General features: G+C 52.4%; 21 protein-coding genes. 14 read left to right on the top strand and 7 right to left on the bottom strand.

The annotated features are described in order from the left end of the window. Together fruK and fruB are read right to left on the bottom strand one after the other, a co-directional pair. Complete coding sequence (fruK, locus tag D6C13_RS02800; protein WP_056778537.1) at nt 1-936, bottom strand: 1-phosphofructokinase; 936 nt, start codon at nt 934-936, stop codon at nt 1-3. After that, complete coding sequence (gene fruB, locus D6C13_RS02795; protein WP_120131323.1) at nt 933-2,063, bottom strand: fused PTS fructose transporter subunit IIA/HPr protein; 1,131 nt, start codon at nt 2,061-2,063, stop codon at nt 933-935. The genes fruK and fruB overlap by 4 nt, the downstream gene beginning before the upstream one ends. Before the next feature lie 462 nt (nt 2,064-2,525). Between fruB and D6C13_RS02790 the strand changes: the two genes are divergently transcribed. Next, nucleotides 2,526-3,740: a sugar efflux transporter gene (locus D6C13_RS02790; protein WP_120131322.1), complete on the top strand. Its 1,215-nt coding sequence runs from the start codon at nt 2,526-2,528 to the stop codon at nt 3,738-3,740. Here D6C13_RS02790 and D6C13_RS02785 read toward each other — a convergent pair. Further along, nucleotides 3,737-3,991, bottom strand: coding sequence for a YkgJ family cysteine cluster protein (locus tag D6C13_RS02785; protein ID WP_120131321.1), 255 nt, complete (start codon nt 3,989-3,991; stop codon nt 3,737-3,739). The two genes, D6C13_RS02790 and D6C13_RS02785, sit on opposite strands and share 4 nt — an antisense overlap. A 244-nt stretch (nt 3,992-4,235) precedes the next feature. Between D6C13_RS02785 and yeiP the strand changes: the two genes are divergently transcribed. Both yeiP and D6C13_RS02775 read left to right on the top strand, forming a co-directional pair. Next, nucleotides 4,236-4,808, top strand: a complete 573-nt coding sequence (gene yeiP, locus D6C13_RS02780) for an elongation factor P-like protein YeiP (RefSeq protein WP_095922781.1) — start codon at nt 4,236-4,238, stop codon at nt 4,806-4,808. Nucleotides 4,809-5,087: 279 nt separating this feature from the next. Then, the gene (locus D6C13_RS02775) at nt 5,088-6,557 is read left to right on the top strand and encodes a mannitol dehydrogenase family protein (RefSeq protein ID WP_120131320.1); all 1,470 of its coding nucleotides are present in this window, start codon (nt 5,088-5,090) and stop codon (nt 6,555-6,557) included. A 68-nt stretch (nt 6,558-6,625) separates the two neighbouring features. On the opposite strand, the gene D6C13_RS02770 is transcribed toward D6C13_RS02775, so the two are convergent. Next, nucleotides 6,626-7,357 carry an FCD domain-containing protein gene (locus D6C13_RS02770; protein WP_120131458.1) on the bottom strand — a complete coding sequence of 244 codons (732 nt, stop codon included), beginning with the start codon at nt 7,355-7,357 and terminating at the stop codon, nt 6,626-6,628. Nucleotides 7,358-7,607: 250 nt separating this feature from the next. Further along, on the bottom strand, nt 7,608-8,039 hold the full coding sequence (locus D6C13_RS02765) for a hypothetical protein (RefSeq protein WP_244212621.1): 432 nt from the start codon (nt 8,037-8,039) through the stop codon (nt 7,608-7,610). 90 nt (nt 8,040-8,129) lie between these two features. Here D6C13_RS02765 and D6C13_RS02760 point away from each other — a divergent pair, with 90 nt between their 5' ends. From D6C13_RS02760 to yejF, 8 genes are all read left to right on the top strand, one after another. Then, nucleotides 8,130-9,104 carry a CobW family GTP-binding protein gene (locus D6C13_RS02760; protein ID WP_120131319.1) on the top strand — a complete coding sequence of 325 codons (975 nt, stop codon included), beginning with the start codon at nt 8,130-8,132 and terminating at the stop codon, nt 9,102-9,104. Nucleotides 9,105-9,164: 60 nt separating this feature from the next. Beyond that, on the top strand, nt 9,165-9,866 hold the full coding sequence (locus tag D6C13_RS02755) for a phosphatase PAP2 family protein (protein WP_120131318.1): 702 nt from the start codon (nt 9,165-9,167) through the stop codon (nt 9,864-9,866). Nucleotides 9,867-10,306: 440 nt separating this feature from the next. Continuing rightward, nucleotides 10,307-10,882 (top strand): bifunctional murein DD-endopeptidase/murein LD-carboxypeptidase, encoded by a 576-nt coding sequence (gene mepS / locus D6C13_RS02750; protein ID WP_120131317.1) that lies wholly within the window; start codon nt 10,307-10,309, stop codon nt 10,880-10,882. Between the two features lie 167 nt (nt 10,883-11,049). Further along, nucleotides 11,050-12,633, top strand: coding sequence for a cyclic di-GMP phosphodiesterase (locus D6C13_RS02745; protein ID WP_244212620.1), 1,584 nt, complete (start codon nt 11,050-11,052; stop codon nt 12,631-12,633). A 220-nt stretch (nt 12,634-12,853) separates the two neighbouring features. Further along, nucleotides 12,854-14,659, top strand: a complete 1,806-nt coding sequence (locus D6C13_RS02740; RefSeq protein ID WP_120131316.1) for an extracellular solute-binding protein — start codon at nt 12,854-12,856, stop codon at nt 14,657-14,659. A gap of 10 nt (nt 14,660-14,669) precedes the next feature. Beyond that, nucleotides 14,670-15,764 (top strand): microcin C ABC transporter permease YejB, encoded by a 1,095-nt coding sequence (gene yejB, locus D6C13_RS02735; RefSeq protein WP_120131315.1) that lies wholly within the window; start codon nt 14,670-14,672, stop codon nt 15,762-15,764. After that, entirely contained in the window at nt 15,764-16,807 is a 1,044-nt protein-coding gene (locus D6C13_RS02730; RefSeq protein ID WP_120131314.1) for an ABC transporter permease, read from the top strand. Before yejB ends, D6C13_RS02730 begins: the two co-directional genes overlap by 1 nt. A 1-nt stretch (nt 16,808) precedes the next feature. Beyond that, the gene (gene yejF, locus D6C13_RS02725; protein ID WP_120131313.1) at nt 16,809-18,416 is read left to right on the top strand and encodes a microcin C ABC transporter ATP-binding protein YejF; all 1,608 of its coding nucleotides are present in this window, start codon (nt 16,809-16,811) and stop codon (nt 18,414-18,416) included. 54 nt (nt 18,417-18,470) lie between these two features. On the opposite strand, the gene D6C13_RS02720 is transcribed toward yejF, so the two are convergent. Next, complete coding sequence (locus tag D6C13_RS02720) at nt 18,471-18,815, bottom strand: YejG family protein (protein ID WP_120131312.1); 345 nt, start codon at nt 18,813-18,815, stop codon at nt 18,471-18,473. Between the two features lie 679 nt (nt 18,816-19,494). Here D6C13_RS02720 and D6C13_RS02715 point away from each other — a divergent pair. Genes D6C13_RS02715 through D6C13_RS02705 form a run of 3 tightly spaced genes read left to right on the top strand, consistent with a single transcriptional unit; the run spans nt 19,495 to nt 23,173 of the window. Then, nucleotides 19,495-20,112, top strand: coding sequence for a sorbitol dehydrogenase family protein (locus D6C13_RS02715; RefSeq protein ID WP_120131311.1), 618 nt, complete (start codon nt 19,495-19,497; stop codon nt 20,110-20,112). Next, nucleotides 20,112-21,767 carry a GMC family oxidoreductase gene (locus D6C13_RS02710; protein WP_120131310.1) on the top strand — a complete coding sequence of 552 codons (1,656 nt, stop codon included), beginning with the start codon at nt 20,112-20,114 and terminating at the stop codon, nt 21,765-21,767. The genes D6C13_RS02715 and D6C13_RS02710 overlap by 1 nt, the downstream gene beginning before the upstream one ends. Beyond that, on the top strand, nt 21,764-23,173 hold the full coding sequence (locus D6C13_RS02705; protein ID WP_120131309.1) for a cytochrome c: 1,410 nt from the start codon (nt 21,764-21,766) through the stop codon (nt 23,171-23,173). The genes D6C13_RS02710 and D6C13_RS02705 overlap by 4 nt, the downstream gene beginning before the upstream one ends. A 74-nt stretch (nt 23,174-23,247) precedes the next feature. On the opposite strand, the gene D6C13_RS02700 is transcribed toward D6C13_RS02705, so the two are convergent. After that, nucleotides 23,248-23,991 carry an SDR family oxidoreductase gene (locus D6C13_RS02700; RefSeq protein WP_120131308.1) on the bottom strand — a complete coding sequence of 248 codons (744 nt, stop codon included), beginning with the start codon at nt 23,989-23,991 and terminating at the stop codon, nt 23,248-23,250. Nucleotides 23,992-23,997 lie beyond the last annotated feature (6 nt).

Genomic DNA, 23,997 nt, shown 5'->3' with positions numbered 1-23,997 from the left:
TTAAAAGGGTTTCAGGTCAACACGGGCCATCATCGCCGCGAGCTGCGGACGATCGGTGACACCGACATTACTCTGGCTGACAGCCAGGGCGGCAACAGCCGTTGCCAGTCGCAGCGTATGTTCACTGGATTCACGCATCAGCAAGCCGTAGATCAGACCACCGACCATGGAATCACCGGCACCCACCGTGCTGACGACTTCACAAGCTGGCGGTTTGGCTATCCACGCACCCGATGCGTTAACCCACAAGGCACCTTCGGCGCCCAGTGAAATCACCACGTGGGCAATTCCCTGATCACGCAAGGCGTGTGCGGCTTCTACCACATCGCTCAGTTCCGGTAATTTACGGCCAGCCCAGATTTCCAGTTCACGACGGTTTGGTTTAACCAGCCAAGGCGCGGCTTTCAGACCGGCAACCAGCGCTTCACGGCTGCTGTCAAAGATGATGCACGGACATTGCGCACGCAGGCGTTTCATCCAGTCGGTGAATGCGTCTGGGTCAACACCCGCTGGCAGACTGCCGCTGACGGCAACCATGTCGAACTGTCCCAGCCATGACAGAGAATCCGTCACGAAACGTTCCCAGTCGGCAGGCGTTACGTTGAAACCGGAGAAGTTGAAGTCGCTGACTTCGCCGTCTTTTTCGGTCAGTTTGACGTTAATGCGGGTACGGCCATTGACCACCTGGAAGCGGTTGGCGATGCCCAGATCGCTGAACAGCAACTGGAAGCCGTCCTGATTTTCTTTACCGAGGAAACCACCCACGGTGACGTCGATGCCGAGATCTTTCAGCACTTTCGCAACGTTGATGCCTTTACCGGCGGCGTGCAATCCGGTGGTTTGTACCAGATTCACTTCACCGCGTTCGATTTCAGGCACATAGCCCACTAAATCGTACGCAGGGTTTAAGGTAATTGTGGCGACTCTGCGGCTCATGCGCCCTCCCCAAGACCTTCGGCAATCGCTTCACCGATGGTTTTTAATGCCAGTTCTGCATCTTCACCACTGGCGGTAAAGCGCAGGTGATGACCTTTTTTCACGCCCAGCGCCACGACTTTCATCAGGCTGCGGCCGTTGGCAGGTTTACCGCTGCCATCAAGATTCGTGACTGTGATTTCGCTGCTGAACTGTTTGATGACGTTCACCAAAGCCGTACCCGGACGCGCATGCAGACCGTGTTCGTTACGGATAACGTATTCCGCTGTCAGCACGTTGGCTTGTTCTTCCACTTCGCTGGTCAGCAATGCCAACACACCGACAGAATCTGCCGTCAGCAAGCGTTCAGCATTGTTGGCTATCAGCAAATCACTGAGGTAATTCAGCACATTGAGCGGCTGATCATCTGCGACGGAAATCGTCAGCAGCATGGCGACTTTTTCGCCTTCCAGATCAAACGCCTGCTGCGCACGGCTTACCGTGGCTGCACTTTTAAGGTTGCCTTCGGTGCTGTCGCTCAGCCAGATGCCCTGCCCGAGGTTCAGCGGCTTACGGCTGATCACATCACTGACAAAAGCGGTATCCACGGCACCAATCTCTTTCAGGCGACCGGCATTCAGCGCCTGTAAGGTGATCAGGTTTTCAGCGGCCACATCGACGGCAATCAGCTGAGTATCAAACAGGAATTCAGCGGCATTTTTTTCGCCCATCAGCAGGCTGCGGAGTTCTTCAGCTGAATCTGTTTTTGCCAGACGCTCTGCCACGCTGTCGTCGCTTAAGACGTGCGTCAGCTGACGCAACAGGCCGAGGTGTTCATCAGAACGCGCGGCGATGCCGATAACCACATACGCGGTCTGGCCTTCGCCCCACGCAATCCCCTGCGGGAACTGGAAAACCTGCACGCCGGTATCGAGCACCAGATCACGGGTATCGGTGGTGCCGTGAGGAATAGCGATGCCGTTACCCAGGTAAGTGGAAGTTTGCAGCTCACGCGCTAACATGCCGTCTACATAGCCTTCGCTGACGCGACCTGCTTGTGTCAGTGCTGCTGCAACCTGGCGAATGGCTTCCTGCTTATCGCTGGCAGCCGCACCGAGATGAATATCTTGCTGTGACAGTTGGAACATAATTCTCCTCTCCTGCTGAAATTGAATCGTTTCAGCTTTACTGAGAAAAAAGGAGCGCCATCAAATTTCATAGGAGAAGCTGACGACGCTGAAACGTTTCAGGGAGTCTCAATCCGGCCTGTTTTTAAAGCAAGCTTTCCCTTATTTGGCGTAGCAATTTTTTGATGGTACGCACAGTTTTCTGTTCGTGGACTCCCGGAGACGGTTAACTTAACGCAAATGCTGAAGTCAGGCTGACGCGAAAATCCGACGTAAGCTTAGCCCTGTTTGCAGTGACGCTTTAGATAGATGACAGAAACACGGGCTGGTTATTTTTGACACTACGTGCGTTTTTATTATTCAGTATGGCAAATTCACTCCGGTTTACATTTTTGATGATCAAAACCTGTTTTTGTTTTTTTTAAACTGACGTAACATTCGCCCAAATTTCGTCCCCTCCCCTACATCTGGTTCACATAGCTAATGCGAATTTCTACAACGTCAGCCCGCCGCTTACCCGACATGACGTCGACCGCTTTTCTGATCATCGCTTTTCTGACCGGCATCGCCGGTGCTTTACAGACGCCCACGCTGAGTCTTTTCCTCACATCTCAGGTTCACGTCAGTCCGTTCATGGTCGGTATTTTCTTCACCGGCAGTGCGGTGATCGGCATTTTCGTCAGTCAGTTGCTGGCCAACTGGTCGGATAAACGCGGCGACCGCAAAACGCTGATTTTGTATTGCTGCATTCTGGGCGCACTGGCGTGCGTGTTGTTCGCCTTCAACCGCAATTACTTTATTTTGCTGTTTATCGGCGTTTTGCTGTCGAGTTTTGGCTCGACCGCGAACCCTCAGATGTTTGCTCTGGCACGTGAGCATTCCGAAAAAACCGGCCGTGAAGCCGTCATGTTCAGCTCTATTTTGCGGGCACAGGTGTCGCTGGCCTGGGTCGTCGGGCCGCCGCTGGCCTTCGCCCTGTCTATGGGCTTTGGTTTCACCTTTATGTACTGCGCCGCCACGCTGGCGTTCCTGCTTTGCGGCGTGATGGTGTATATGTTCCTGCCATCTATGCCGAAAGCGCACATCAAAACCACTGCCACGCTGGAAGCCCCGCGCCGCAACCGTCGCGATACGCTGATGCTTTTCATCGCGTGTTCACTGATGTGGGCTGCCAACAGTATTTATCTCATCAATATGCCGCTGTACGTAGTGCGTGAGTTAGGGTTGCCGGAAAAACTGGCGGGCGTGCTGATGGGCAGTGCGGCGTGTCTGGAAATTCCCACTATGCTGATCGCCGGATATCTGGCCAGGCAGCTCGGTAAACGCTTCCTGATGCGTTTTGCGGTAGTGGCCGGTGTGATTTTCTATGGCTGCATTCTGTTTACCACCGGCGCGGCCATGCTGATTGCCTTACAGCTGCTGAACGCGATTTTCATCGGTATTCTGGCGGGAATTGGGATGTTGTATTTTCAGGATCTGATGCCGGGTCAGGCGGGTGCGGCAACCACGCTGTTTACCAATTCAACGCGTGCTGGCTGGATCCTTGCCGGTTCTCTGGCGGGAGTGATTGCACAGTTCTGGACATACCATGCGGTATTTTATGCCGCGCTGGCGATGGTAGTAGGGTCGGTGGTGTGTATCTGGAATGTGAAAAACGTTGATAAGCCGGCAGAAGAAGCGCCGGAAGTCGTCGTTTAAGGCGCGGTATCGGCTTCGAGTTTAATCAGATACGTCAGGGCCTGGTCGCGATGGGTAAAACACATTTCGCGGCTGGCCTGCAGGCTGGCGCAAACTTTCGGGCGCAGCGGCGAGGTGAAAATCTTGCACAGGAAATTATCGGCCAGCTGTACGCAGCGGGTATTCGCCGGTTTGCCGCCAGGCATTCCCGGTATCGGGCTGGAAATTGAAGGCGCTATGCAACAGGCTCCGCAATCGGTACGACAGTCCATCAACAGCCTCCTCAGGCCTCATTTTGAGGCGCGACAATAGCAGGCAGTGGTATGCGCCACCAGCGAAATATTTACTATCCTGTAACAGGGTAACCCGAACATTTTTCATGCAGGCAAACAACACAGTAAAAATGCGCAATAAAGCGGGTTTTCGCAACTCTTTTTACGCTATCTGCTTGCCTGAAATCAGCGGCGCGAGTAACGTGTCGCAAATTATTTATCTCTCTGCTGACAGGTTATTTATATGGCACGTGCTAACGAAATTAAACGCGGCTTCGTTGTGAACTACGACGGCAAATTGCTGCTGGTAAAAGATATTGATGTTCAGAGCCCAAGCGCCCGTGGTGCCAGCACCTTGTACAAAATGCGTTTCGCTGATGTACGTACCGGCGGCAAAGTAGAAGAGCGCTTCAAAGGCGACGATATCCTCGACACCGTCAGCTTGACCCGTCGTAAAGTGAACTTCTCTTACGTCGATGGCGACGAATACATCTTTATGGATGATGAAGACTTCACGCCGTACACCTTCAACAAGGCGCAGATCGAAGACGAACTGTTGTTTATTCCTGAAGAAGGTTTGCAGGGCATGCAGGTTCTGACGCTGGATAGCCAGCTGCTGGCGCTGGAAATGCCACAGACGGTGGATCTGGAAATCGTTGAAACCGCACCGGGCATCAAAGGCGCGTCTGCCAGTTCCCGTACCAAACCGGCGGTCATGGCGACAGGCCTGAGCATTCAGGTGCCTGAATACCTGAGCTCCGGCGACAAAATCCGTATTCATATCGCGGAACGCCGTTATATGGGTCGCGCGGATTAATCAGCGCTCCGCTATATCCCGCGATGTATTGAAAGGAACGTTTTGGCGTTCCTTTTTTATTGCCCTGATTTTGCCATTAATGCGCAGAGTCTCGATCTGCATCACAAAATCAGTGGTCATCCGGACTTACCAATTCCCCTTTCTATCATATGACTTTACACTCTAAGCCCTGATTTCGGCTTAAATCGTCGCTTTATCCAGCATAAAATTGAACTGACGGGTAAACAGCCCCAATTTGGCCTGACCAATTATCTATTTCTGACTTGCCTGGAGTATTGCATGAAAACTATTGCCACAGCGTCTCTGCCCGCAGCAGTATCATTGCCTGCTTATGATCGCGATGCACTGAAAAGCCGCATCGTACATCTCGGCTTTGGCGCATTCCACCGTGCCCACCAGGCGCTGCTCACCAACCGCGTCCTGAATCTTCAGGGCGGAGACTGGGGCATTTGCGAAATCAGCCTCTTCGGTAATGAAACGCTGATACAAAGTCTGCGTAAGCAAGATCATCTGTTTACCGTGCTCGAAAAAGGCGCTGAAGGCAATCAGGCTATTATCATTGGCTCTGCTCATGAATCCGTCCACGGCGGCATTGACGGGCTTGATGCCGTGCTGGAAAAACTGACTGAACCTCAGGTGGCGATTGTTTCCCTGACCATCACCGAAAAAGGTTATTGCATTGAACCGGGCACGGGTGAACTGGATCTGCAAAACCCGAAAATCCAGCAGGATCTGGCCGGGGGTCAGGCGCCATGTACTGCGCCGGGCGTATTAGTGGAAGCGCTGCGTCTGCGCCATGAACGCGGTCTGCCGGGTTTCACCGTTTTATGCTGCGATAACATTCCTGAAAATGGCCTGGTGGTCAAAAACGCCGTGCTGGGTATGGCGAAAGCACGCTCCGCAGAACTGGCGAAATGGGTCACCGAAAACGTCTCCTTCCCGAGCACCATGGTTGACCGCATTGTTCCGGCAGCCACTGAAACCACGCTGGAAGAAATCACTGAAGCCCTCGGCGGCGTGACTGACCCTTGCGGTATCGCCTGTGAACCGTTCATCCAGTGGGTAGTGGAAGACCACTTTGTCGCTGGACGTCCGGACTGGGAAAAAGCCGGTGCGCAGATGGTTGCCGACGTTCTGCCGTTTGAGCAGATGAAGTTACGCATGCTGAACGGCAGCCACTCTTTCCTGGCCTATCTGGGTTATCTGGCCGGTTATCAGCACATCAACGATTGTATGGAAGACGCTAACTACAAAGCCGCCGCGCATCACCTGATGTTGCATGAGCAGGCCCCGACACTGAGCGTTGAAGGTGTGGATCTCACTGCCTATGCCGACAGCCTGATTGCGCGTTACTGCAATCCGGCACTCAAGCATCGCACCTGGCAAATCGCCATGGACGGTACGATGAAACTGCCGCAACGTATGCTCGATTCAATCCGCTGGCATGTGAAAAATGGCGGTTCTTATGACTTGCTGGCGCTGGGCGTTGCGGGCTGGATGCGTTATGTCGGCGGCACCGATGATGCGGGTCAGCCAATTGAGATTAAAGATCCGATGGCGGAAACGCTGGCGGAAATCGTCGCATCTACCGCAGAGGGTGAAGAACGCGTGAAAGCGCTGCTGGCCCTGAACGGTGTATTCGGCGAGCAACTGCCGCACGAAGAGAAAGTCGTGCAGGCCATTCAGGCCGCGTATGCTGACCTGCAAAGGATCGGCGCGAAGAAAACTGTCGCGAAATACGTCGGTTAAGGCCTGATGTAAAGTAAACCAAGAACGATTAATGGCTGCTCAGGCAGCCGTTTTTATTGGTGCAGCCCTCAGTCATTCAGCTCTGAAGGAACAGAGGAAAACAAAAAACCATCAAAAGACGGATCGTCAGCGTCCGAAACCTGCAACAGCATATCTTTCACATTCTCCAGATGCTGCCACATGGCCTGTTTCGCGGCTTTCGGATCCCGGCGTAAAACCGCCTGCAGAATGGTCTGATGATCCTGCAACCAGATCTGGTGATAGCTTTTATCGACCACGTGCTGATGTATCCCTTCCCACATCGAACTGCGCTGGCGGATCTGCCAGAGATCATCGACCAGTTTGACCAGCACACTGTTCTGCGATGCCTGCGCCAGTAAAGCATGAAACCGCTGATCTTCCGCTTCATCCGTCACACCACGGGCAATGCAGCCGCGCTGGGCATCAATCGCATCGCGCATCTGCAAAATATCCGTTTTCGTCGCCTGCATGGCGGCAAAGGCGGCCACTTCGCTTTCCAGCAACTGACGCGCCTGCAACAATTCAAACGGGCCGTAGCCGCTGTCAGCCAGTTCCGCCGGCGTGTTTTCCGGCTGTTTCAGCACATACACACCGGAGCCTTTGCGCACTTCGACGATTTTCTCCAGCTCAAGCATGATCAGCGCTTCGCGCACCACGCTGCGGCTGACTGAATAAGATTCAGCAATATCACGTTCAGGAGGAAGACGATCGCCGGACGTATATTTTCCGGCATGGATATCGCGGCGCAAATGGCCGCCAATTTCCTGATAAAGTCGCATGTTTTCGCCCCCGTCGGTGGCACGCACTCAATTGGTCTGACAACTGTTCGCATGCACTGATACCTGAAATAAGAGAAAAAATTATAACATGCCGGCACAAAGGGAAAGAACGGAAGAAGAAAACTGACGGCCCGATCAAAATTGGGCCGGCCAGTTGGAGAAGTTGTCTGTCCTCATGACAGGGCATTAATAAGTCGGCACTTAATACCGGTCATAAATAAATCAGAAAACATAATGATTAGGCTGCACTTCAGTTGTAACTCACGGTCATTATCGCAAGATGCGGATTATTATTGATGTGCTCCGTGGTCACCTGCCCCAATGATAATGGCAATGAAAATGCGGAAGAATTTCTGGGATCCAAGGTGTGAACTTGCGTGAGTTGAGTCGTGCCACGCTCACAGGTGCTGGTCACTTTGTTTCCGCCATTGGAAAAGCTGCATCCCCCTTCGATAATCGCACCATAAAAATGAATTGTCCCGCTGGACGCGGCATAACTACACGGAATCATCCCTGAGGCCATCACTCCCAAAAACAGCATCCATTTCACTCTGTTCATGGCAATACCCTCATTAAAAAACCTGATTGCAACTTTTAATAAACCGCATTTTAACATTAATGCATCTAAACAAATTCGCACGTTGAACGATGAAATAAACTGTGAATGACGTATGACGAACATAAGCAATCCATGTCATTAATCGGCACAACACTGGATTTTCTTTATGGGTCGCTGCACATTGACGAGAGAATTTTTGAAAGGATGTGAACCATGACCAAAACCAACCTGATCACCGGCTTTCTGGGCAGCGGTAAAACCACCACACTGCGCCACCTGCTGGCCCAAAAACCCGAAGGTGAAAAATGGGCCATATTGGTCAATGAGTTCGGAGAGATTGGAATCGATGGCGCACTGCTGGCGGACAGCGGCGCGGTGTTGAAGGAAATCCCCGGCGGATGCATGTGCTGCGTTAATGGCTTACCGATGCAGGTCGGGCTGAACATGTTATTGCAGCAGGCAAAACCTGACCGGTTACTGATCGAGCCCACCGGACTGGGCCATCCGAAACAGATCCTTTCTTTATTAACCTCTGATGTTTACAGCAACTGGCTGACACTCAATGCCACATTGTGTTTGCTCGATCCGCGTCAGCTGAGTGAGCAACGCGTCATTGAAAATGAAAACTTCCGCGATCAGCTGGCAGCGGCGGACGTGATTGTCGCTAACAAAGCAGATGTGGCGCAGGAAAATGACCGCCAGGCGCTGGAAAAATGGTTCAGCGAAAATGGCCGTGAGCGACTGCTGGTGGTGGCTTCTCAGGGGGAGATTGACCCTGCCCTGCTGGATTTGCCGCGCCTCAATCACACCGAATTACCGGAGGGCCGCCACCATCACGCACATGCTTCAAAGCGCGGGCTGGCGGCACTGAGCCTGCCAGAAAAGCAGCGCTGGAGACGAGCGCTTAACCAAGCGGGCGGTTATACCAGTTGCGGCTGGATATTTGATGGCGAGACGGTGTTTGATACGGCGGGAATACTTGACTGGGCGCGCGCCGCGCCGGTTGACCGCGTGAAAGGAATAATTCGCATTAAAGAAGGGGCGCTGATAATCAACCGCCAGGGTAATGATCTGAGTATCGAAACAAAGCCGGTGGCACCTTTGGACAGCAGAATTGAGCTCATTACGCAAAAAGAAGTGCCGTTGAATGCATTACAATCGTCTTTGTTGAAGATTCGTTTAAGTTAAACGGATTAAGTTAACGCCCATTACGTTAATCGTTACCATGCTAAGAATAGGTCTTCATATATGTGGCGCCGAAATATTCCTGCAATCCTGCTCCTCAATGGCTTAGGTATTGCCCTCTTTTTGTCTTTCTATTTACCTACGAACCACGGTTTCTGGTTCCCGATTGATAAATCGATATTCTTCTTCTTTAACCAGCATCTGGCGACGGACGCGTGGTTCCTGCATCTGGTTGCAGTGACTAATAACCGCGCCTTTGATCTGATCTCATTGCTGGCGATGGGTGCGCTCTATCTGAGTTATTTCCTGAAACAAGACAATGCCGGACGCCGCCGCTACATCATTATCGGCGTCGTGATGCTGCTGACCGCCGTCGTGCTTAATCAACTCGGCCATTTATTGCCGGTCAGTCACAAAAGCCCTTCGCTGAGCTTCCCGGATGTCAACCGTGTCAGCAAGCTGACCGGTATCCCGACGAAAGATGCCTCCGCAGACAGCTTCCCCGGCGACCACGGCATGATGCTGATTATTTTCTCCTGCTTTATGTTGCGCTATCTGAGCAAGTCAGCCTTCTTTATCGCTCTACTGATCACCGTCATTTTCTCGCTGCCGCGCGTGATGATTGGCGCGCACTGGTTTACGGATATTGCCGTGGGTTCGATGTCAGTTGTCCTGGTAGGTGCAAGCTGGTGGCTGATGACACCGGCCAGTGATATGTTGATTAACTGGCTTGAGCGCAAACTGCCGGGTAAAAAATATCAGTAGAACAGCGGCATAATTTTACATTCATATAATTAAGTTATGGTCAGGCAGATGTTTATGATCTGCCTGACGTTTTTTCCAGACAATTCCCGAATATACTTTGCTGAATTTTGCATGTGGAACCCGCTTGCGAGGCGGTTTTAACCCAAATTAGTATATAAATCGCACATCGTTTTTAACATGATTACTTACATCAGCTTACATCACAATTTCTTATAAAAAATCCCGCAAAACCTCTCGCAATCCCTTATTCATTACGGTACTCTCCAAATCGCCCTCATAGAAATGTGACTAAAATACCCGTTCTGAAGGAAAAAACGTGCTCTAACGCACATTTTACCCGTCTGGTGTTTGTCCCAACTAATTGTGGCAGGTAGTCTCGCTTCGTTTGGCAATTTTAATAACGATTTCATCGTTAAGGACATCAAGGGATAACAACAATAATGGTCAAGTCTCAACCGTTTCTGAGATATATCACGCGGATGATTCCCGCAATTGGCGCAGCAATTCTTCTCTCTGCGTGTAGTGGTATGCATTCTTCGAACACAGAAAGCGCACAAACTGATATGCGTGCAGTAAATGACAAAGACGGTCTTCTACTGCAAGCCTCTCAGGATGAATTCGAAGCAATGGTTCGTAGCGTCAACGTTAAATCCAAAATTATGGATCAGTACGCTGACTGGAAAGGCGTTCGTTATCGGTTAGGCGGCGACAGCAAGCGTGGTATCGATTGCTCAGCGTTCGTTCAGGTAACATTCCGCGAACAATTTGGTATGGATCTCCCTCGTTCTACTTATGAACAGGAAGAAAAGGGCAAGAAAGTTCAGCGCACGAAACTGCGTCCGGGTGATCTGGTTCTGTTCCGTGCTGGCTCAACAGGGCGTCACGTCGGCATTTATTTAGGCAACGATCAGTTTGTTCATGCATCCACCAGCAACGGTGTAATGATTTCAAATCTGAAAGAATCCTACTGGAATGCACGTTATCGTGAAGCAAGACGAGTTTTAGCTAACGGTTAATCCCCGTTACCTTATGATTTAGTTCTTGTTGTCCTATGCCAAGCGAATAAAAAAACGTCATCTTCGGATGGCGTTTTTTTATGCCTGTAATAAAGTGTATTTAATGTCTGTTGTTTTTTTGACTACGTTATACTTTTATTTCTTCGGCGAGAAAAAGGGCAAATCATATGGGTTTAAAAACGGCGTTAACACACACCGTATTACCCAGGCGCCGGTATTTAAAGAGAAGTATCCTTTTTTCAGCCTTGTTTTTCATTTTGTTTACTGCCACTACCCTGACCGTCATTAAAACCAATACCCTTCGCGATCAAGATCAAATCGCTCAGCGAACTGCCCGTTATGCCGCTAACTATTTGCATCAGCTCTCCGATACCATGGGCAAAATTGGATTACTCACCGATGAGCCCTGTAATTCCATTGCGGGTGAATTAAATCGTGATGCCGCCTTCAGTGTCGGTGTGCGAGATTTTCAACTGGTGCGCGACGGAATGGTGTTCTGTTCTTCGGCCTCCGGTAACCAAAATATTCCCGCCAACAGTTCCCTGCATAATATCGACTTCGACAAAATGATGAGTATTGATCTGCAAATGGGGACACCCGCCGTCCCTAACCGCGCGGTAATCATCGTCTGGCAGCGTAATCCCGGAGCCAGTAATGATGGCGTGATTGCAACGCTTGAGCTGACGCTCTCGCCTTATATGTTGTTTGCCCAACAAGGTTCGGGTTATCGGGGATTTGCTTTGCTGGTGGGCGATTCAGCCCTGATTTCTGCGCAGGATCAGCTGATTCCGGTCAGCAAATTACCGCATAGCCATTTTACCGAGGCCAAAATTGAGGGCTATCCGTTCACCGTTCGTCTTTACTCCCCTACCCTCACCGGCGACAGCGTGCTGTTTACGCTTTCCGGTGGATTGCTGCTGAGCCTGATGGTCTGCGCCCTGATTTATCACAGCCTGCTTAACCGCCATAATGTTGAACGCGAGATCTTGCGTGGTCTGAAAAACAAAGAATTCTTTGTTGAGTATCAGCCGGTAATTGATTCAAAAACGCTGAAAGTCACCGGCGTGGAAGCACTGCTGCGCTGGCAACATCCTCTTGAAGGGCGGATCCCACCGGATGTCTTTATCGCTTATGCCGAAAATCAGGGGCTTATCGTCGAACTGACGCGACACATGATGATTCTTGTCGCACAGGACGCGCATAAAATGCAGCATGTTTTCTCAGCGCCGGGAAAGCTCAGCATTAATATTTCTCCGCATCATATGGAGAAAGTCAGCTTTCATGATGACGTGATGAATTTTATCGAAGCCTTGCCGGAGAACGCTTTTCAGGTCGTTTTTGAAATAACAGAACGCGGAATGATTGATACCGAAGGCGCAATGCGTGAATTCAACTGGCTGCGTCGCCATAAAATAGAAATCGCTATTGATGATTTTGGTACCGGCCACAGCGCGCTGATTTACCTTGAGAAATTTACCCTGGACTATCTGAAAATAGACCGTGGTTTTGTCATGTCCATCGACCAGAAAACCTTAATCGCTCCCGTTTTAGATACCGTGCTTAAACTCACGGAAGAACTGAAGCTGAAAACGGTGGCAGAAGGGGTCGAAACGCAGCAACAGGCAGAATATCTGCGTAATCATGGCGTCACTTATTTGCAGGGCTATTTGTACAGCAAACCGCTGGGCGTTGCGGCACTTCTGGACTTCATCTGCGATTTCAACGAGAAAGAAGCCACTTACCACATTTAGCTTCCGGCAGGCCTGACTGTTTTTTTCATCTTTTTTTGCATCTTTTGTTCCATTTTTCTTTTAGGCGTCTGCATCCGGTTGTGATAAAAAGGCCGGAATCAGGGATGAAATCTAAGGCCGGAGCGTTACAAGGTCTTAGCGATCAATTGATTAAACCCGAACAATAATCTGCGGCAATGCCCGCACGATGCTCTCACCCTCACAGGAGTGCTGATTCAGGATGTTTTCTCGCGTGTTCGCCGGTGTGCTGTGTCTGCTGAGTCTCAGCGCACAAGCCGAAGTCATACAGGACAGCTATGCGTTTGCCATTTTAGGCGAACCTAAATATGTCTCTAACTTCACCAGTTTTGACTACGTCAATCCCGCCGCGCCGAAGGGAGGACAGATTACGCTGGCCGCTATCGGCACCTATGACAACTTCAACCGCTTTGCCTCGCGGGGCAATCCGGCGGCACGCAGCGGTTCGCTTTACGACAGCCTGTTCACCACATCCAGCGACGAAATCGGCAGCTATTATCCGCTGATTGCTGATTCTGCCCGTTATGACAGCCAGTACCGCTGGGTCGAAGTGGACATCAATCCGCGCGCCCGTTTTAACGACAACACGCCCATCACCGCCAGCGACGTGGCGTTCAGCTTCAAAAAGTTCATGACCGAAGGCGTACCGCAATTTCGCGTGGTTTATAAAGGTGTGGAAGTGAAAGCCATATCACGTCTGACGGTGCGCATGGTCTTGCCCAAACCGGATAAAGACATGATGCTCGGCCTGCTGGGTCTGCCAGTGTTACCGCAGGTATTTTGGGAAAAACATAAATTCAACGAGCCGCTGAGCACGCCACCGCCGGGCAGCGGGCCTTACCGCATCAGCGATTACAAGCTCGGTCAGTACATCACTTATTCACGCGTTCCTGACTACTGGGCCGCTAATTTGCCGGTTAACCGCGGGCGTTATAACTTCGACACCATCCGATACGACTATTATCTGGATGACAATGTCGCGCTGGAAGCCTTTAAATCCGGTGCCTTTGATTTTCGTATGGAATCCTCGCCAAAGAACTGGTCAACGCAATATCAGGGCGGCAATTTCAGTAAAAACTTCATCGTGAAAGCGGATGAAGAAAATCAGGCTGCTCAGGACACACGCTGGCTGGCTTTTAATCTTCATCGCCCGCAATTCGCCGACCGCAAAGTGCGCGAGGCCATTACGCTGGCGTTCGATTTTGACTGGATGAATAAGGCGCTTTATTTTGGTGCCTACCAGCGGGTGAACAGTTATTTCCAGAATACCGATTACGCGGCAAAAGAGTATCCGAACTCTGCCGAACTGGCCTGGCTCGGGCCACTGAAAGGTCAGGTTCCTGAGGAAGTCTTCACCTCGCTGTATCAGCCGCCCCGTTCCGATGGCAGTGGCAACGACCGCGCCAATCTGCTGAAAGCCACGGCACTGCTGAAAGAAGCGGGCTGGGAAGTGAAAGATCAGGTGCTGGTGAACAGTAAAACCGGCAAGCCGTTTACTTTTGAACTGCTGCTGCCGGGCGGCGGGAACTCGCAATATGTGCTGCCGTTCCAGCATAATCTGCAACGTCTTGGCATCAAAATGTCGATCCGCGAAGTGGATAGCTCGCAGTTCGTGCGCCGTATGCGTCAGCGCGATTACGATATGATCCCGACGGTTTATCCTGCCACTTCTTATCCGAGCAGCGATTTGCGGATTTACTGGAATACTCAATATCTCGATTCCACCTATAACAAATCGGGTATCAGCGACCCGGCCATCGATAAACTGACCGATGAAATTGCCGCGAATCAGGGTAAACCCGACGCGCTGTTAGCGCTCGGGCATGCGCTTGATCGCGTACTGACCTGGAACAGGGTGATGATCCCGATGTGGTACACCAACCACGAACGCTATGCGTACTGGGATAAATTTTCGATGCCGGCCGTCGCCCCGTCCAATGGAATGGAACTCGATACGTGGTGGTACGACGTAAACCGCGCAGCCCGTTTACCTGCGCAACGCCGCTGAGGAGCAGATTGTGGCCGCCTACCTGTTAAGACGACTACTGCTGGTGATCCCGACGCTGTGGGCGATCATCACAATAAACTTTTTCATTGTGCAAATTGCACCTGGCGGACCGGTCGATCAGGCCATTGCCGCTATTGAAATGGGGCAATCCAGCAGTTTACCCGGTGCCGGTGGAGGCAGCGGAAATGGCAAAGCGTCTCCGGGTCTGGCGCAGTTTGGTGAAGGTCAGTATCGCGGTGCCCGCGGCCTTGACCCGGAAGTGATCGCTGAGATAACCCACCGTTTCGGTTTCGACAAGCCTCTGCACGTGCGGTATTTCGACATGCTGTCGGATTATGTCCGGTTTGATTTTGGCGACAGCCTGTTTCGCGGTTCTTCGGTGATGGGGCTGGTGAAAAACGCGTTGCCGGTTTCTGTCACCATCGGCCTGTGGAGCACGCTGATTATCTATCTGGTGTCGATTCCGCTCGGCATCCGCAAAGCGGTACGTAACGGCTCGCGGTTCGATACCTGGAGCAGTTCGGTGATTATCGTCGGCTATGCCGTTCCTTCGTTTTTATTCGCTATCTTATTGATTGTGCTGTTCACCGGCGGCAGTTACCTCGACTGGTTCCCGCTGCGCGGCCTGACATCCCCGAATTTCGATACCCTGCCGTGGTACGGCAAAATCACCGACTATCTCTGGCATATCACGTTGCCGGTACTGGCGACGGTGATTGGCGGCTTTGCCACGTTAACCATGCTGACCAAAAACTCGTTTATGGATGAGGTAGGCAAGCAGTATGTGGTGACCGCGCGCGCCAAGGGGCTGAACGAGAAACAGATTTTGTACCGGCATGTCTTTCGCAACGCGATGCTGCTGGTAATTGCCGGTTTCCCTGCCACCTTTATCAGCATGTTTTTCACCGGATCCTTGCTGATCGAAGTGATGTTCTCTTTGCAGGGGCTGGGATTGTTGGGTTACGACGCCATCGTACAGCGCGATTTCCCGGTCATTTTCGGCACCCTGTACGTCTTCACGCTGATTGGTTTGCTGCTCAATATTGTCAGCGACATCACTTACACGCTGGTTGACCCGCGTATCGATTTTGAGGGCCGCCAGTAATGAGCCTTTTTAAACTGAACACCGTCAGTCTGGCGCGCTGGGCGCGTTTCTGCCAGAACCGCCGCGGTTTCTGGTCGCTGTGGATTTTCATGGTCATGTTGATTCTGGTGCTGTTATCCAACGTGCTCGCCAATGATAAACCCCTGCTGGCGCGCTATCAGGGGCATCTCTACGTGCCGTTTCTGGTCAACTACAGTGAAACCACCTTTGGCGGCGAGCTGGAAACGCCGGCTGATTATCAGGATCCGTTCGTCATGCGCCAGATTGAAGACCACGGCTGGGCGGTCTGGGCGCCGATCCGCAGCAGCTATAACTCCATTAACTTTTCTACCGCGCAGCCCTTCCCTTCGCCACCCTCGGCGCAAAACTGGCTGGGCACCGACAGCAACGGTCACGATGTGCTGGCGCAAATTCTCTACGGGCTACGCATTTCACTGTTCTTTGGCATTATGCTGACCGTTCTGACCTCTGTGATTGGGATTATGGCCGGAGCCACACAAGGCTATTACGGCGGGCTGATTGACCTGCTCGGGCAGCGTTTTATTGAAGTGTGGTCCAGCATACCGACGCTGTTCCTGATCATCATTCTGGCCAGTGTGGTGCAACCGAATTTCTGGTGGCTGCTGCTGATCACTGTGCTTTCCGGCTGGATGACACTGGTCAGCGTGGTGCGGGCTGAATTTTTGCGCACGCGTAATTTTGATTACATCCGCGCGGCGCAGGCGATGGGTGTCAGTGACAGCGCCATTATGCGCCGCCATATGCTGCCTAATGCGATGGTCGCGACGCTGACTTATCTGCCGTTTATCCTGTGTGGTTCGATTACCACCCTGACATCGCTGGATTTCCTCGGTTTCGGCCTGCCGCTGGGTTCTCCCTCGCTCGGCACGCTACTGATGGAAGGTAAAAATAATTTGCAGGCGCCATGGCTGGGCATCAGCGCCTTCGTGGTGCTGGCCGCCCTTCTGTCGTTACTGATTTTCATTGGTGAAGCCGTACGCGACGCCTTTAATCCGTCCGCACATCATCATGAGGCGCTCTGAGATGACAGACACTCCTCTCTTACAAATCAAAAATCTCAGCGTCGCCTTTCGTCAGGGAAATCAGCAACAGGAAGTCGTCAGCGACGTGTCGCTCACTATTCATGCCGGAGAAACCTTAGCGCTGGTCGGGGAATCCGGTTCCGGCAAAAGCGTTACCGCGCTGTCGGTATTGCGCCTTCTGCCTTCCTCAGCAGTCTATCCTCAGGGCGATATTGTATTTGCCGGTCAATCGCTGCTTCACGCCAGCACCAATACCCTGCGCCAAATCCGTGGCAATGAAATTTCGATGATCTTTCAGGAGCCGATGGTTTCGCTTAATCCGCTGCATACGCTCGAAAAACAGCTCGCAGAAGTGCTGATACTGCACCGTAATCTTCGCGGTGATGCGGCACGTAATGAAATACTGCGCTGTCTGGATCGCGTAGGGATCCGCCAGGCAGGATCGCGCCTGAAAGATTTCCCGCATCAGCTTTCCGGCGGCGAGCGCCAGCGCGTGATGATTGCCATGGCGGTGCTGACCCGTCCGAAACTCCTGATTGCTGACGAACCGACCACCGCGCTGGATGTTTCCGTGCAGGCACAGATTTTATCGCTGCTCGATGAACTCAAGCAGGAAATGGGCATGGCGATGCTGTTCATCACCCATAACCTGCGCATAGTGCGGCGTCTGGCGGATACCGTGGCGGTGATGCACAAAGGTCGTGTGGTGGAACAACAACCGCGTGCCACACTGTTCAGCCATCCACAAGACCCTTATACCCGTCAGCTATTGCAGGCTGAACCTCAGGGTCGCCCGCAACCATTGAAAGACGAATCTGCCGTTCTGCTTGACGTTAAAAATCTGGATGTCGGCTTCCCGGTAAAACGCGGGCTGCTGCGCCGAACCGTCGGTATCAAACATGCGGTAAATCAGGTGAGTTTTCAGCTGCGTCGCGGCGAGAGTCTTGGCGTGGTGGGCGAATCCGGTTCAGGCAAAAGCACCACGGGTCTGGCATTGCTGCGGCTAATGAAATCGCAGGGGGAAATCTGGTTTGATGGCCAGCCGCTGCATACTTTCTCGCGCAAAAAAATGCTGCCGTTCCGCAGCCGGATACAGGTGGTATTTCAGGATCCGTTCTCTGCACTGAATCCCCGTTTCACGGTCGGGCAAATCATCGCCGAAGGTTTGCTGGTTCACCGGAAAGTCAGTGAACAGGAGCGGGAAAAAGAGGTGATACGTGCCATGCAGGAAGTGGGATTAGATCCGGCGTCACGTCACCGTTATCCCACCGAGTTTTCAGGCGGTCAGCGCCAGCGTATTGCGATTGCCCGCGCGCTGATTTTACAGCCGGAAATGCTGATCCTTGATGAGCCTACGTCGTCGCTGGATAAATCGGTACAGGCGCAAATTCTGACAATCCTCAGCGAACTGCAACAACGCCACGGTCTGACGTATCTGTTTATCAGCCATGATTTGCACGTGGTGCGGTCTTTATGCCATCAGCTGATGGTATTGCGAAACGGGGAAGTGATCGAACAGGGAGATTGTGAGCAGATTTTTACTGCGCCGCAGCAGGCTTATACCCGTGAGTTGCTGGCAGCGTCGGACGCATTCGACACAATCCGTTAGGTGACGATGAAGGTGTGGAAGCTCATCGCCTGAAACAGTGAAATTTCAGGCGGTTCAGAAAGGATAAAGTGCGGTAACGGATTCTGCGATCGCGGCACCGATATTCTTCAGGCAGCAGAGCGTGGCGCTTTCATCTTCACGATGAACAAATAAACAGGGTTCACCGTCGATTTCAACGATCGCCGCTTTTACCTGAATATCTTCTAACGCATTTGTCAGCTGATGCATGACCTGCCAGGCGAACTCGCCTTCGTGGCTGAGCAGTTTGAGGCCGATCAGATTGTTATCTTCATCGTTACCAGGCAGCGGAATCGGTTCAACTTTGATACCGGCAAAACCCGACAACCAGCGATAACTTTGCGGCAAACGATGTACTACCGAAAGTTGGATATTATTCACACGGTTCCCCAGACAATGATTCATACATCTTATACCCGATGTTTTTACAAAATCGCTACAACCATACTCTTTAAGTTATAGCCGACGGTCTTCGCTTTGCCCAATTTACGCTCAAATAATTAACATTAAATTAACGTCACCGGATACAAAACAGCAGACTCAGGTCATTTTTATGCCTGCTCCCGAACATTCTGAGAGGCAGATCTCATTTTGGCCTATTTGTAACCTTTTCCGGCTTAATTCACAACCATTTTAATCAATTAGCGTTACTTTAAATCGCTTATTTGTTTACATTTAATATACAAATGAGGATCCAGGTAAAAGACGCATTCTCTGTTTACTCATTGTTTATCATATAAATAGAAAGCAATAACTTCCTGCAACGGTCAGAGTCAGCTGTTAATTTCATCTTGAAATGAACCAGTTGGTTACATTATTTGACGCCGCGCATCATACGTTAAAATCTGGATCTAATGTTAATAAATCCGCACAATTTGTTTGCACAAATCCCTCTTCTTTGGCTTATCATCCGCACCGTTATAAGTGGTATACCCTATCGGGACAGATATCGGCAGAAACTAACCCGCTGATAAATCTCGCATTACGCAAATTATAATAAGAATCAGATAAGCGAATTCACTGCCGTTTGGCAAAACAACCTATTCCCAGCGAGAAAGAGATGGAAAACGATCCTTCAATCATTGGAAACAACGCACCCGAAAATGGAACCGGTTTCAGCCGTCGTGAACTGCTGAAAGGCCTCACCTCCGCGATGGTGGCCACCACCCTGCTCGGCTTCCCGTTCCTCAGCCAGGCGGAAAAAGAAACCGCCGCCCAGGATCCGGTCATCTTCGGTCAGTTCTATCTGGTATCACAGGCCATCACTGAACATAAAAATATCAGCGAAGGTTCTTCAGCGCAGATTTTCAACGCCTTTTACCGTTCACAGCCCGACTTCCCTGCTCAGGTCAGTAAGCTTCACGCGCTGGTAAAACCGGGTCAGGCGGCGAAAGATTTGCAGGAAGTGGCAAAGCAAAATGGTCTGGGCGAACTGGTCACCAGCATCGTCACCGCGTGGTATACCGGTACGGTCGGACATGGAACCGATTCCATTTTAATTACCTATAAAGATGCGCTGATGTATCGCCCGGTCAGTGACGGTCTGATTGTGCCGACTTACTGCGGTAACGGACCGCTGTACTTCACTGCTGCGCCGCCAGCGGCCGCGATGCCGGAATCCATGAACGCCGATCGTTTTACCCACCCTTCTGATACAAATGTTGTGAGCAAAGCCTGATGAAAAAACCAGAATTTACCGCAGATGGCGATGCGTCTGCTGATGTGATTGTTGTCGGTTCCGGTATCGTTGGCGGGATGATTGCTGACCAACTGGTCAGCCAGGGGCATTCCGTGCTGGTGCTGGAAGCAGGTTTACGTATCGAACGTGCGCAGGCGGTGGAAAACTGGCGCAATATGCCGTTTGATAACCGCGCAGGTTCTGACTTCCAGGGCTTATATCCGCAGTCAGAAAAAGCCCCTGCTCCGCTGTATTTCCCGGAAAACAACTACGCCCATCTGACCGGACCCAGCGCAGGCAGCTTCAAGCAAGGCTATCTGCGTACCGTCGGCGGCACCACCTGGCACTGGGCGGCTTCGTGCTGGCGTCACGTTCCTAACGATTTCAAAATGAAAACGTTATACGGCGTGGGCCGCGACTGGCCTATTTCATACGATGAACTCGAACCTTATTATTGCCGCGCTGAAGAAGAGATTGGTGTTGCAGGCCCGAACGATCCTGAGCTGCAATCCCCTTCCGAGCGCAGCAAACCCTATCCGATGGAACAGGTGCCTTACGGTTACGGCGACACGCGTTTTGCTGAAATCGTGAACCCGCACGGTTACCGTTCCGTGCCGATCCCACAAGGGCGCAGCACGCGTCCGTGGAACGGCCGCCCGACCTGTTGCGGTAACAACAACTGCCAGCCGATCTGCCCGATTGGTGCGATGTATAACGGTATTGCCCACGTGGAGCGCGCCGAAAATAAAGGCGCCGTGGTGCTGGCCGAAGCGGTGGTCTACAAAATCGACACCGATGAAAACAACAATGTGACCGCCGTTCACTGGCTGGACAGAGATAAAAAATCACATAAAGCCACCGGTAAAGTCTTCGCACTGGCCTGTAACGGGATCGAAACCCCGCGTCTGCTGCTGATGGCGGCCAACGAAAAGAACCCGAACGGAATCGCCAACTCGTCTGATCATGTTGGCCGTAACATGATGGATCACTCCGGTTTCCACTGTACGTTTATCGCCAAAGAGCCGCTGTGGATTGGCCGTGGTCCGGCGCAAAGCAGCTGTCTGGTGGGGCCGCGCGACGGCGATTTCCGCAAAGATTATTCTGCCAATAAAATGATCCTCAATAATATCAGCCGCGTGATCCCGGCAACGTCTAAAGCGTTGCAAATGGGCCTGGTCGGTAAAGAGCTGGATGAGGAAATTCGCCGCCGTTCTATCTTTGGCGTGGACTTATCCATTAGTCTGGAACCGTTGCCGGATCCGAATAACCGCCTGACGCTCAGCACCACCCGTAAAGACCCGCACGGTCTGCCGTGCCCGGACATTCATTACGATGTCGGCGATTACGTGCGTAACGGCGCGGAAGCGGCGCACAAACAGCTGGAACACATCGGTTCCCTGTTTATGGCCGAAGAATTCAACATCACCACCAGCCTGAACGCCAACAACCACATCATGGGCGGTACCATCATGGGCAGTGATCCGAAAGATTCCGTGGTGAACGGTGAATGCCGGGCGCATGACCACGCTAACCTGTGGCTACCGGGCGGCGGTGCTATTCCGTCTTCGAGCGTGGTGAACAGTACGCTGACCATGGCCGCACTCGGCCTGAAAGCGGCAGACGATATGGCGAAAAAACTGGCAGGTGCAGCATGAAAAAACTTCTCACCGCCTGCCTGCTGAGCGCGTCACTGGGCGGTTTCGCGGCCAGCGCGTCTGCAGACGATCAGGCTGCGCTTATCCATCAGGGTCAGGAAGTCGCGACTGCCGCTGACTGTCAGGCCTGTCATACCGCACCGGAAGGCGGTAAGCCGTTTGCCGGTGGATATGAAATCCACTCGCCGATGGGCACGATTTACACCACCAACATCACGCCGTCGAAACAGTTTGGTATCGGGAATTACACCGAAGCACAGTTTACCCGTGCGGTGCGTGAAGGTGTGCGTCCGGACGGTGCAAATCTGTATCCGGCGATGCCTTATACCTCTTACAGCCATATGAGCGATGCCGACATGCACGCGCTGTATGTCTATTTCCAGCAAGGGGTGAAGCCGGTCGAGCAACCGAATCCTGAAACCGCCCTGCCGTTCCCGTTCAACATGCGTATTGCCATGGCGGGCTGGAACATAATGTATCTCGACAGCACGCCGTTTAAGCCGGATCCGTCGAAAAGCGAGCAATGGAACCGTGGCGCCTATCTGGTCAACGGTGCCGGTCACTGTGATACCTGCCACACGCCACGTAACCTGATGATGGGTTCTGTGACGGATAAACCGCTGGCAGGCGGCATGGTTGGCCCGTGGTATGCGCCAAACATCAGTTCTGATCCGGTCAGCGGTATCGGTAACTGGTCGCAAGCTCAGCTGGTGGAATACCTGAAAACCGGCCGTACAGCCGGGAAAAACCAGGCAGCGGGCGGCATGGCAGAAGCGGTGCAAAACAGCCTGCAATACATGTCTGACACGGATCTTAACGCGATTGCCTTCTACCTGAAAAACAGCACGCCGGTGCGTGATCCGCATGATACGCAGGCCGCGGATACGTTCGGTAAGCCGGTCAATGTGGAAGAAGGTCTGCGCGGTGCGCATCCGTATAACGCGAACAAGACCATCGACAACGGTGCGGCCTTGTTCAGCGGTTATTGCGCCAGCTGTCACCAGCCGGACGGCTCCGGCAGCCAGAATCAGGCATACCCGTCGCTGTTCAACAACACGGCGACCGGCATGGGCAACGCATCTAACCTGATTTCCGCCATTCTGTACGGTGTGGATCGCCAGGTCGGCGACCATCACGTGCTGATGCCGAAATTCGGTGTGGGTTCGTATGTCGGCCAACTCGACGATCAGCAGATCGCCGACATCTCCAACTACGTACTGAAGAACTACGGCAACGCCGGTGTTCAGGTCAGCACGCAGGATGTCGCGGTGTTACGCGCCGGTGGCCCGGTCACATTGCTGGCAAAACTCCAGCCATTCATGGCTCCGGCGATGGTGGCCGGCGTGATTATTCTGCTGGTGCTGATTTTCTGGCTTGGCCGGAAACGCAAAAACAAAGCGGCGTAATCCGTCATCCGAAATGCAAAACGGCCCGTAAAAGGGCCGTTTCTTTATGGCAGAAACGATGACAGAAACTCAACTTAGCCGCGTCCCACCAGTGGCATGGCACTGGCCATTACGGTCATGGTCAGCACGTTGGTATCGAGCGGCAGTCCGGCCATAAAGGCCACGGCCTCGCCGACGCGTTCCACCGCGATCACCGGTTCCTCAGCAATGTGCCCGTCAGCCTGCATTCTGCCCGCCAGCGCTTTGTTGCCCATATCCGTTGCCGCATTGCCGACATCAATTTGTCCGCAGGCAATATTGAACGCGCGTCCATCCAGCGCCGTGGATTTGGTCAGGCCGGTGATTGCATGTTTGCTGGCGGTGTATGGGGCAGAATTCGGACGCGGCGACTGCGCCGAAATCGAACCATTGTTAATGATGCGCCCGCCCTGCGGTGACTGCTGTTTCATCAGCCTCACCGCCGCCTGTGTACACAAAAAAGCACCGGTCAGATTGGTGTTGATCACCGACAGCCAGTCTTCCACCGGCAGGTCTTCGATCGGCATATCTTTAACGTTATTACCGGCGTTATTGAACAGCACATCCAGCCGCCCGAAGGTTGCCTGAATATCCTGAAACAGCGCGGCGACTGATTGCGGGCTGGTGACATCCAGCTGACGCGCCACCGCCTGCCCTTGCGCGAACTGCGCGACGGCCTGCTCCAGTTTTTCGATATTGCGTCCGGCCAGAATCACTGTGAATCCGGTGGCGGCCAGCGCCTTCGCGGCGCTTAACCCGATGCCGCTGCCACCGCCGGTGATGAGTGCAGTCTTATTCATCGTAAC

It is taken from the genome of Rahnella woolbedingensis, assembly GCF_003602095.1.
GTDB classification, from domain to species: domain Bacteria; phylum Pseudomonadota; class Gammaproteobacteria; order Enterobacterales; family Enterobacteriaceae; genus Rahnella; species Rahnella woolbedingensis.
Note: the sequence above shows the minus strand (reverse complement) of the source record. Positions and strands in the feature narration are given on the sequence as shown.